This window comes from Algoriphagus sp. AGSA1, from assembly GCF_021390545.1.
Taxonomy (GTDB): Bacteria; Bacteroidota; Bacteroidia; order Cytophagales; family Cyclobacteriaceae; genus Algoriphagus.
The window spans coordinates 47563-58526 of the sequence record NZ_JAJUWR010000033.1 but is presented as its reverse complement, the minus strand read 5'-3'; the positions used below and the strand labels follow the sequence as shown (position 1 = coordinate 58526).

The 10964-nt window shown below is 42.9% G+C and carries 9 protein-coding genes; 6 read left to right on the top strand and 3 right to left on the bottom strand.

Annotated features, from left to right (window positions below; all coding sequences use genetic code 11):
* Nucleotides 1–243: 243 nt before the first annotated feature.
* From LZF95_RS21635 to LZF95_RS21615, 5 genes are all read left to right on the top strand, one after another.
* Nucleotides 244–1257 carry a FecR family protein gene (locus LZF95_RS21635; protein ID WP_233757324.1) on the top strand — a complete coding sequence of 338 codons (1014 nt, stop codon included), beginning with the start codon at nucleotides 244–246 and terminating at the stop codon, nucleotides 1255–1257.
* Between the two features lie 147 nt (nucleotides 1258–1404).
* Nucleotides 1405–4947: a TonB-dependent receptor gene (locus LZF95_RS21630; protein WP_233757322.1), complete on the top strand. Its 3543-nt coding sequence runs from the start codon at nucleotides 1405–1407 to the stop codon at nucleotides 4945–4947.
* 11 nt (nucleotides 4948–4958) lie between these two features.
* Nucleotides 4959–6719, top strand: a complete 1761-nt coding sequence (locus tag LZF95_RS21625; protein ID WP_233757321.1) for a RagB/SusD family nutrient uptake outer membrane protein — start codon at nucleotides 4959–4961, stop codon at nucleotides 6717–6719.
* A gap of 71 nt (nucleotides 6720–6790) precedes the next feature.
* Nucleotides 6791–7630 (top strand): endonuclease/exonuclease/phosphatase family protein, encoded by an 840-nt coding sequence (locus tag LZF95_RS21620; RefSeq protein WP_233757320.1) that lies wholly within the window; start codon nucleotides 6791–6793, stop codon nucleotides 7628–7630.
* Between the two features lie 209 nt (nucleotides 7631–7839).
* Nucleotides 7840–8013 (top strand): hypothetical protein, encoded by a 174-nt coding sequence (locus tag LZF95_RS21615; RefSeq protein ID WP_233757319.1) that lies wholly within the window; start codon nucleotides 7840–7842, stop codon nucleotides 8011–8013.
* Between the two features lie 38 nt (nucleotides 8014–8051).
* Here LZF95_RS21615 and LZF95_RS21610 read toward each other — a convergent pair whose 3' ends face one another.
* The 3 genes from LZF95_RS21610 to LZF95_RS21600 all read right to left on the bottom strand — a co-directional run bounded on the left by LZF95_RS21610 (nucleotide 8052) and on the right by LZF95_RS21600 (nucleotide 10047).
* Nucleotides 8052–8273: a TetR/AcrR family transcriptional regulator gene (locus LZF95_RS21610; RefSeq protein ID WP_262912303.1), complete on the bottom strand. Its 222-nt coding sequence runs from the start codon at nucleotides 8271–8273 to the stop codon at nucleotides 8052–8054.
* Between the two features lie 178 nt (nucleotides 8274–8451).
* Nucleotides 8452–9675 carry a M56 family metallopeptidase gene (locus tag LZF95_RS21605; RefSeq protein WP_233757318.1) on the bottom strand — a complete coding sequence of 408 codons (1224 nt, stop codon included), beginning with the start codon at nucleotides 9673–9675 and terminating at the stop codon, nucleotides 8452–8454.
* A gap of 3 nt (nucleotides 9676–9678) precedes the next feature.
* Entirely contained in the window at nucleotides 9679–10047 is a 369-nt protein-coding gene (locus tag LZF95_RS21600; RefSeq protein ID WP_233757317.1) for a BlaI/MecI/CopY family transcriptional regulator, read from the bottom strand.
* A 406-nt stretch (nucleotides 10048–10453) separates the two neighbouring features.
* On the opposite strand from LZF95_RS21600, the gene LZF95_RS21595 reads away from it, so the two are divergent.
* A complete protein-coding gene (locus LZF95_RS21595) occupies nucleotides 10454–10798 on the top strand; it encodes an alpha/beta fold hydrolase (RefSeq protein ID WP_233757316.1) in 345 nt (114 codons plus the stop codon).
* Nucleotides 10799–10964 lie beyond the last annotated feature (166 nt).

Here is a 10964-nt window from a genome sequence, read left to right as displayed (position 1 = left end):
TGATAGCTTTTGATCTATTACTGGCGTTTTTCAGCATAGGCTAGATAAGGAATGACTTTAAGTGAATTGGCTGATAAGAGGGGGGTAAAATATGATTATTGCTTGTAATTCAGTTTTCGATTTTACTGTTAAATGATTGTTAAGGATTTTAATTGTGCTTAACAATTATATTCCAAATTTTTTATCCTTTCTCATGAGTAGTTTTTTGGGTCTAAGGCTATATAGAGTTGTAACTAGCCGAGAATGGATTTTTATAATATACGTAAGGAGTTTTATGATGGGAATCTTACCCAAGCAGAGGCACAGGACTTTCTAAACTTTCTGGGAAGTAGGGAGGCAGAGGAGCTTCTGTCTGCGGAAATAATCCAACTTTGGTCTGATCAAATCAAAGAGGGAGAACCTGACTCTGAAACTACTGAACTCTGGGAAAAAATAAACTTGAAGAAGGACAGTTATCCAAAGTCTGTCCTACATAAGCGTACTCCAATCAGGAAAGTGCTTAGGCTTAATTGGCTCAGGGCGGCCGTAGTATTTTTGCTGATGGGGCTTACCACTCTATTTTTTGTCCAGAACAACCAAGAGACCAATCAAACTCCTGGACAGGAACTTCATGAGTCTTTTATAACCAATTCAAACCGCAAAGGAGAGAAAACCAAAGTCACTCTGGAAGATGGCTCGGTGGTTTATCTCAATTCCCAAAGTAGCATTACTTATCCTGAAAATTTTAAAACCAACCGATATATCCAATTGGAGGGGGAGGCATATTTTGAGGTGACCAAAGACCCTGGATATCCCTTTCGGGTTGAAGCCGAAGGAATTGTCACCACGGCACTGGGAACATCTTTTAATATCTCCACTTTCATGGAAGAGGAAAAGGTAGCGGTGACCTTACTTACGGGTAAGGTGAAACTAAACCAGGATGGTAGGGATGACTACCTAGAGTTGAGCCCGGGGGAGGAGTCTTTGCTTTCTCCGGATATTCCGCGGATGGAAAAATATAAAGTGAGCGCAGCAGACAGGATTCTCTGGATCGAAGGGATACTGAAGTTTGATGAAGCTAATCTGGAGGAGATGGTAAAGGTGCTGGAACGATGGTATGGAGTGGCTATAAAAGTAAATGGAAAACCAAAGGATCTAAGTGCTTCCGGGGTTTTTGATAATCAGGAATCACTCAGAAATGTGTTGACCGTGATGAGTCAAACCCTGCAATTTGAATTTGTAATGGATGATAAGATGATAACTCTAAATTTTAACTAATGCCTATGAAATAGATATGGAGACAAAAACAGGGACGTACTACCAATACGCCCCTGCGGATTCAAAACAAATTATGCTCCCCCTGTATCTATCAGTTTGCAGTCTGAAATCAGGGGAAACGATGTTTCAAACTTTCAAGTCAAAATTATGCAAAAAATATTACCGTTTATAGCAATGTCTATCAAACTATTGGCCAGGGGAATTGCAATGCTATGCCTTACTGTAAGTCCTCTTTTCGCCAATTCTTCCAAAGCCCAAATCAAGGGAATTGATGAAGTGACCGTAGTTCTGGAGGGTCAGCCAAAATCCTTGCTTAAGTTTTTTAAAGCGATAGAGAAAAATTCGGATTTTAAATTTTTCTACACGGAGGAAGCTCTAAACGCTGCAGGGGAAATACACTACCTCAAATCAGGAAGTACAGTAGAACAGCACCTGTACACTGTTGCTAAGCAGACCAATTTGCGGTTTAAGCAGGTGAATAACACAATTAGTGTGATTATTCAAAAAGATGAGCAGGAAAAGCTGATCACAAAGGAGCTAAGCTTTGAGAAAATTACCGGGGTAGTAAGGGACGAATTGGGTGAACCTATGCCGGGAGTCTCGGTTTTAGTGAAGGGTACTACTACGGGTACTGTCACAGATCTGGATGGGATATATACGTTGGATGCCGCCCCAGGCCAGGTTTTGCTCTTTTCATTTATAGGCTATCAAACACAGGAACTTACCGTGGGTTCCTCCTCGGTATTGGATGTGGCTATGGCTCAAAGCGAGAACAGCCTCGATGAAGTCGTAGTGGTAGGTTACGGTCAGCAACGGAAGGCTAACCTTACCGGGGCCGTGGATCAGGTCGAATCTGAAGTATTTGAAAATAGGCCTATCTCAAATATTGCTCAGGGTTTGGTAGGAGCTATTCCTAACCTGAACATCAGAATGCTGGATGGGAAACCTACCCAGTCCCCTTCCTTTAACGTACGTGGTACCACCTCAATTGGGCAGCAGGGAAGTGCCTTGGTCTTGATTGACGGGGTAGAGGGTGATCCAAGGATGCTTAACCCCAATGATATTGCCAGTGTGACAGTGTTGAAAGATGCGGCTTCTGCTTCCATTTACGGTGCCAGAGCGGCATTTGGGGTTGTCTTGATTACGACCAAATCAGCTACAGAAGGAAAAACCTCAGTGACCTATTCAGCGAACTTTTCGTCTAAATCACCCACCACAATTCCTGATAACATTACAGAATCTTATCCTTGGGCCAAGGGATTCAGCGATGCTTGGTCTAACTGGAATGACAATGGAAATACCCCCACTGCCATCAATAAAACTTTGCCATTCTCGCCTGCTTACCTGGCGGAGATCAAAAGAAGATGGGAAGACCCTTCTCTGCCAAGAGTGGAGGTAAATCCATCTACTGGCGAATACGAATACTATTATAGTACGGACTGGTATAGGGAGTTGTATAAGGATAACTTCTTTGCCCAGGATCATAACCTAGCCTTGACCGGTGGAGATAAAAAAGCAACCTATTATGTAAGTGGCCGCTACAATGGTCAGGATGGACTATTCCGTTATAATTCAGATACCTACGCCATGTATAATTTCCGGGCAAAAGGTACCATCCAGCTTACCCCATGGTTGCAAGTGGAAAACAATACAGATTACTCCCACATGTCTTATCATCAGCCTCTAAACGTGGGTGAGGGCAGTGGTATATGGAGAAACATGGCAGATGAGGGTCACCCGCTTGCGCCATTATTTAATCCTGACGGTTCATTGTCCTTCCCTGCTGCCTATACCGTAGGGGATTATTACATTGGAAGAAATGCTGTGGATCAAGTGCAGCGATTCCTGAAAAACCGTCTGGCGGCAAAAGCTGAGCTATTTGATAAGAAGGTAACACTGAACGGAAACTTTACCTTCCAGACTAATGACAACAGCTACTTTCAAAAACGGGTGCAGGTGCCCTACAGCAGGTATGAAGGAGTGACTGGATACACAGGTACAAATACCAACGATCTTCAAGATCGCAGAAATACCACGCAGTACTATGCCACTAACCTGTATGCCAATTACCTGAACACCTTTGAGAACGCCCATAATCTAGGTTTGTTGGTCGGCTTCAATTACGAGACTTCACTTTATAAAAACCTGACTACCAGAAGAAACGGGATTGTGTTCCCAGATGCAGATGACCTCAACCTGGCGTTGGGACAAAGCATAGTAACCAATGGGGGCCATCAAAAATGGGCAATTGCCGGTACTTTTTTCCGGGTAAACTATGATTACATGGGCCGTTACCTGTTGGAAGTTAACGGACGATATGATGGATCTTCCAAATTCCCTACAGACCAGCAGTGGGCATTCTTCCCTTCAGCTTCTGTAGGTTGGGCAGTGTCTGAAGAGCAGTTTTGGAAAGTCAAACCTAGTTTTTTAACCAGTCTTAAAATCCGGGCTTCTTATGGCTCTTTAGGTAATGGTAACATCAACCCTTACTCCTTCACAGAGAATTTCTCCATTTCCCAGATGGGAAGAATTATCGATGGGCAACGCCCACAAGCGACTAGGATGCCTGGCGTAGTGCCTCAGGGACTCACCTGGGAAACCTCTACCACGGGAGACATAGGACTGGATTTTGCCAGTGTAAACAATAAGCTGCAATTTACTGCAGACTGGTACCGACGATGGACTACGGATATGTTTACAGTAGGCCCTACCCTGCCTGCGATTTACGGAACCACTGTACCAAAAGGGAACTATGCGGATCTGGAGACCACAGGTTGGGAAGCTACGGTGACCTGGAATGATGACTTCATACTGGCAGAGAAGCCATTCAATTACAGCATCAGATTAACCATGTCTGATTACAAAGCCTATATCACCAAATATAATAATCCTGACAAAAACCTCACAGATTACTACGAAGGTCAAAGAATAGGGGAAATCTGGGGGTACCAGGTAGAGGGCTTGTTCCGTTCGGAAGAGGAGATACTGAATTCTCCCTCTCAGGCAAATATCCCAAATACTAATACCCGGAAAAACTATGTAGGTGATTTGAAATTCAAAAACCTGGATGGGGATGACATAATCCATCATGGATCGAATCGGGTAGGTGATTCCGGGGATAAATCAATCATAGGTAACTCAGAACCACGCTACTCCTATGGGGTGAACTTAAATGCCGAGTGGAACGGGTTTTTTCTCAGTGCTTTCTTCCAGGGTGTCCTACAACAGGACTGGTATCCATCGGCCGAAGCTAGATTCTGGGGACAATATAACCGTCCATACAATCAGTACCCTAGCTGGCATGAGGACAATATGTTCCGGGAGGAACTTGGGAATTTCGATGCATACTTACCTAGACTTGTCGGTTATATCGCTCAGGGAACAGGGAGGGCGTTGAATATGCCTAACGATAGATTTTTGCAGAATGTTGCTTATATCCGTCTTCGAAACGTCCAAGTGGGATATACCTTGCCACGGCGCCTGAGTTCCAAGATCCATGCAAATGACGTGAAGATTTACCTTTCTGCAGAAAACCTCTGGACCTGGTCATCCTTGTACAAGTGGACAAAGGATACCGATGTGACCAGTATTTATGGATCTGACCGGGATCTAAGCGGAGGATCAAGCGGGGATGGATACAACTATCCTATGTTAAAGGCAATTTCAGCTGGGCTTACAGTTAACTTCTAATTCGAACAATCATGAAGATATCTCAATATTTAATACTTATTTTATTAGCGGCAGTTACTTCCTGTAATCTAGATGAATATCCAGTGGATACAGCCAGCAATCAGGCAATTTTTGGTTCTGCCAATGGGCTGGAACTTTACAGTAATTCCTTTTATGATATTTTACCCGGAACCGATGTAGGTGTATTTCAAGGAGATGATGTCTCAGATCTAATCGCAAGAAATGGGGTGGATACTTATCTGGCAGTGAACGCTCTAAGTCCCGTTACCAGCTCTGGTTGGAGCTGGTCAAACTTGAGAAATATCAATTATTTCATCGAAAATGCTGAAAAGAGTCCGGTGACTGAAAAGAACCATTACATAGGAATGGCCAGATTCTTTAGAGCCTTATTCTATTTTGATAAGGTGAAGCGGTTTGGGGATGTACCATGGATTGACAAGACCATAGAGATCACGGATAGTGTGACACTTTATGGGCCAAGAGATGATAGATTTATGGTAATGGACAAAGTCCTAGAAGATCTAGATTTTGCCATCCAAAACATCACTTTGACATCTGATGCCTCCTCTACCAGAATCACAAAAAATGTAGCAAGGGCTTATAAGACCCGGATTGCATTGTTTGAGGCATCTTATAGGAAATATCATGCTGAGCATGGCATGCAGGGTTCTGCAGATGCCTGGTATCAAGAGGTGGTCAACACGGCTAATGAGATTACCGGATTTACGCTACACAGGGCAGCTCAGGAAGATCGCTCTTATAGGGAGATTTTCATTGCTAAGACACCCTATGCGGATGAAACGATTTTAGCAGTTGCCTTGGACGCCAGTTTGCAGGTGTTCAGTTCGGCCAATCGTCGCTTCATTAGCCCAACTTATGGCAACAGGCCTAGCCTGACACGTAATTTTGTCAATACATATCTGAATTTGGATGGTACTCCATTTACCGATAATCCTGAATATAAGACGACTCCATTCGTAGAAGAAGTGAAGAATAGGGATCTGCGGCTGAAACAGACGGTTCGTCTGGGAGATTATCACCGCACTGAGAATGGTGTTCCCGTAGTGGCACCACCCAACTTCAACCAGACCTTTACAGGATATCAGCCAATTAAATGGTCTTATGACGAACGCTTTCCATATGATGATGAAAGTAGAAATGACAACGCCCACATTATTATGAGATATGCTGAAGTCTTATTGAACAAGGCAGAAGCACTGGCGGAGTTAGGAGCTATGACCCCGGGAACTTGGGCCGAAACCATAGGAGCCCTCCGTGACCGAGCTGGAATCAAAGGTGCCACATTGACCTCTCTTCCTACTGAAGCAGATCCTTATTTAGTCGGATACTACAAAGGTAAATTTACGGATCCTGTACTTTTGGAAGTGTTGAGAGAAAGAGCTGTGGAATTGGTCTTTGAAGGGCTTCGTCCAGATGATTTAAGGAGATGGCATATCGGTGAACTCTTTGCAGATTCTCCTATGAATGGAATATATGTGCCGGCTTTGGGAGAATATGACCTTAATGGGGATGGGATTATGGATGTGCTGTTCTATCAAGGTGAGCGGCCTGGGTCATCTAATCCTGCCATAGCCTCTGTGGATGTAAGCCCGTCTTCTGCTGCTGGCAGACTTCAGCTTTCTAATGGCACTTCAGGAGAAGTAATCTTCAATCCGGGAGTCCGGGAGTGGCTGGATAAAAAATACCTGTATCCTATTCCGGAGACGGATCTCATCCGAAATCCCGCATTAGGCCAGAATCCTGGTTGGTAATATTTAAATTCAAACTACACTCCGTAAGCTTTTCCCAAAATCTCTTACGGAGTGTTTAACCTCTTATCATTATGAAAATTTACATAGTAGCCTTTTTAGCTTTGCTGTCATTTACAGCCTTAGGTCAAAAAAACACTGAACTGAAGGTGGCGAGTTACAATCTGAGAATGGACACCCCAAGGGATAGTATGAATGCCTGGCCTCACAGGAAGGAAAATGTGAAGGCGTTGATCCAATACCATGATTTTGACATCGTAGGTACCCAGGAAGCGTTCATCCACCAGCTGAATGATCTGCTGGAGATGCCGGGTTTTGCTTTTGTAGGAGTGGGACGAGATGATGGCAAGTCTGCAGGAGAGCATTCAGCGATATTTTACAAAACAGAGAAGTTTGATCTGCTTGATTCTGGGAATTTCTGGTTAAGTGAGACCCCTGATAAGCCAGGCTTGGGTTGGGATGCTACCTGCTGTAATAGAATTGCCTCTTGGGCACTTTTGAAAGACAGAAAAACCAAGAAGGATTTTTATGTGTTTAATGCGCATTTCGATCATCAAGGGGTAGAGGCCAGAAAGGAGTCAGGTAAACTTATGATCCAGAAGATCAGGGAAATTGCTAAAAACAAACCAATAATTTGTACAGGGGATTTTAATTCCACTCCCGATACAGAGCAAATAATAGCATTGTCTGCTTTCCTTAAGGACTCATACACCAGTACAAAAATGCCTCCTTACGGGCCGATAGGAACAAGCAATGGCTTCCGGTTCACTGCTCCTATGAAAAACCGTATAGATTATGTGTTTGTGAGTGAAGATTTTCAGGTGTTGAAATATGCTGTGCTAACAGATGCGAAGGAGCAGCGTTATCCGTCTGATCATCTTCCAGTCGTAGCTACTGTGCAATTTGCAAAGTAGCTGAGCTAAGTTTAAGAAGGTTAAAGCCATTGGGAAATGTCCTAGTGGCTTCTTTTTTTACATGGTATCAGCGTCAGCTCCCTTTTTCACAACTGTAAGGCAAAATGAGACGGAGATTGATAGATAGCCCGTTAGCCTATGGGTAGGTGTAATTTTCCAAGAATGATGCCTATGGGAAGATGTCTGAAAATTTAATGTGATTATCCGCAATGATGCCAGTAACCCTATTCTCTTTGCTTTACTGGACGGAAGACCGAAGACGGGTGACCGAAGTGGCCTTGACGCTGGTGTTTTCCGAATCCTATGATGCTTTTATTGTTTTACTGGCAGAAAAGCGGATATACATAAAAAATTTAAAGAGATGGAGCGTGGAACCAGGATAATCCGTTAATTTTTGAAATCGCTTAAAAGCTTATGTTCCTTAACGATCAAGTGTGGGGAAAATTATAGATCTTATTTGATGGGCACCTTCTGAAATATCCTTTTTCATAAACTTGTTTTCCTTATCGATCATCGTTGCCGAGAGCCTGAAGTCACTGACAATCCTCAGGTTTTTAAACAAATACACATATTCATTTTCAATCATCTCTTCCCTGATTAATTGGTCGGAAATCAGTTCTTGTATGATCTTTTCAAACTGCAGGGCTCTTTCCTCCAGTAATTAAAGTTGAGGATGTGGATATGCAGAGCTTTTCCACGAAATCCTAAAAGCGGACTTTTATTTGATGCCCGCAAAACAGAGGAGAGACTCATTTTTCCAACAGATAATCTTAATTAAAAATAAAAATCTACGAGATTGTCGTAGATTTTTATAAAATTTTTTAACGGGAATAGGTGAGTGTAATATTACCGGCAACTGTGCCCATCGGAGTATCCATGGAGACCGCATGCACTGTTTTCAATTGATCAGGGTCTAATTTTTTGATCTCATATACAGTTACATTTTCCCTTGCGTCTGTTGTGATAAAGTTATCCCCTTCCATTTTCCATATTCCGTTCCCGTTCATGTCATCTTGCCCGGTTACTATCTGATAAGTCCCGTTCTCTCTAATGATCAACTTACCATCCATATGGAGCTGTTTGCCCCCCTCCATCATTTCTGTCATGTCCGGTCCTTCTGTTTGTTCAAAGGAGAAGTCACTTCCTACCCATGTGCCGACGATCTTTTTAGTACCTCCTGCCATATCGCAGGAGAACAGCCCAATCATTAGTGCCGCAAGCGGTACTGTCAGCAGAAATCTGCTTTTGAGCATACGGTTTGATTTTGTTTTGTTCATCATAATTATTCTTTTTTTGGTTTGAAATTGATTGAAATTATTCGTGAATTGAAGCCCACAGTCAGCAGTGAGCTGCTTCAATAAAAGCCTAGAATAGGAAATTGGGGAATAGGTCTGGGTTACAATCTGATCCGCCTGGAATTCATGGGTCTCGCGCAGGTACTTCTCCAAGAGATATATCGGTGGATTGAACCAAAATAACACTTTGGCAAATTGCATAAGCATAATGTCTATTGAATGGTACTGGCCCGCATGTACTGATTCATGTAAAATAATCTGCTGGTGCTCCTCATTTTCAAGATCAAGAACCGGAAGGAATATGTACTGGAAAAATGAGGAAGGGACAAACCTGGGATTCACGACTATAGTTTTTCCCCTATGACGGACTTTCAGGGAGCGGCGGACCATCAGTATTGTCTTGGCCACTCCCATCAGGAGCCTGATGGAGGCAACTGCTACTCCAGACAAATAGATCCCTGCCACGATGAGCTGCCAGGGGAAGGGAAACCCTTCAGGTTCCAAATTAGTCGTGCTGACTTTTGCCTCTACCCATTGTACGGAACTTCCCAATGTTGCCACTGATGTTGTTCCCAAAAAGTTAAAATCCAGAGATATCAAAGGCAGAACCAATGATATGAGCACGATCCCGATCAGTAGCGCACGATTGCCCTGGAAGAATGTCAATCTTTCAAAAAGACTTATGTAGAAGATCAAACCAAGTCCGGATATCAAACTGCCTTCCAATAAATAATTGACCAGATCACTCATGGTTTATTGCTTTTTTTCGTAGCCATCTATTAATCTCTGCATTTCCCGAATCTCTTTTTCAGACACCTTTTTTTCCTTCACCAAGAAAGACAACACGTTCTCCACGGATCCTCCGAAGAAGTTTCTTACCAAGTGATTGAAACTTTTTTTTCGATAATCACTTTCGGCAACCAGCGTGTAATACTCATTGGTTTTTCCGTAAGACTTATGCCCGAGATACCCTTTTTTTTCCAAAACCTTTACCGTGGAGGCCAAGGTGGTATAGGGAGGTTTGGGATCTGGAAGCTCATATAATACATCCCGGACTATGGCCCGGTCAAGCTTCCAAAATATCTTCATGATCTGTTCTTCATGTGCTGTTAATTCTTCCATGATGTCAAGCTAGATAATAGTGACCAAAAAACCTACGAATAAGTCGTAATATTACGTATTGTTCGTAAATTTTAACATTTAAGCTTACTCTCCCTTTTTTCCCTTTCTTGCAGCTACCCTCTAGCAGAAGAGGAACAGTCAGTTTTTGCCCACCTTCTGGGTATATATCCGACTCCCTTCAGAATCCCTTGTGACACTGCTGGCAAAAGGGGCGCACTTTATTTGGCAACTTAAGATTTTATAATGTGCCGGGGCAATTTATTAATTTGCTCTCAGTAGCACCCGAAGACCTGTGGATAATGGAAATGACACACTACGCAAGGTGCGGGAATAGGGAGGCACAGGGGCTGGTGGGTATAGCAAAACGACGGCTTCAAGAATAAAAAGAAACAGACAGGAATCATAGGTGGAAATAAGAGCAGAAAAACCGCTTGGGGAGCCCTTAATGGAAGACACAGAACTGGCTGTTTTCGTTTCTGCCTTCGAATCATCAGGGTTTACAGGAAGTATAAATTGGTATAGAAACCTTGATAGAAACTGGCACTTAATGGCGGACGTAACCCCAATCATTCATCAGCCGACTCTTATGATATATGGTGAACAGGACACGATTCCAAAGTCCGAAAACCTAGAAAATATCGTTGCTAATTTGGATGTTGTCAGTCTGGATTGTGGTCATTGGATACAGCAAGAAAAGCCAGAGGAAACTACCCAATCAATTTTAGAATGGTTAAAACAACAGAATGCATAATAAGGAAATAGAAATACAATCAGAAGGAGTTATGGCGATTATCGACCCAAAATAAGGAAATAAACCATCCTAAAATTGTAGAATAATAAGTGTGTTGCGGTACACCAAATATTTAATCAGAATACTGATTGCCAGGCAGGGATTCAGTTGTTTCTACGATACCATG

Bases quoted from the DNA above. Each gene is read 5' to 3' on its own strand.
- LZF95_RS21600 (WP_233757317.1), bottom strand. From the start codon at position 10,047: ATGGAAGAATTAACAGCACATGAAGAACAGATCATGAAGATATTTTGG.
- LZF95_RS21635 (WP_233757324.1), top strand. From the start codon at position 244: ATGGATTTTTATAATATACGTAAGGAGTTTTATGATGGGAATCTTACC.
- LZF95_RS21625 (WP_233757321.1), top strand. From the start codon at position 4,959: ATGAAGATATCTCAATATTTAATACTTATTTTATTAGCGGCAGTTACT.
- LZF95_RS21615 (WP_233757319.1), top strand. From the start codon at position 7,840: ATGATGCCAGTAACCCTATTCTCTTTGCTTTACTGGACGGAAGACCGA.
- LZF95_RS21630 (WP_233757322.1), top strand. From the start codon at position 1,405: ATGCAAAAAATATTACCGTTTATAGCAATGTCTATCAAACTATTGGCC.
- LZF95_RS21605 (WP_233757318.1), bottom strand. From the start codon at position 9,675: ATGAGTGATCTGGTCAATTATTTATTGGAAGGCAGTTTGATATCCGGA.
- LZF95_RS21620 (WP_233757320.1), top strand. From the start codon at position 6,791: ATGAAAATTTACATAGTAGCCTTTTTAGCTTTGCTGTCATTTACAGCC.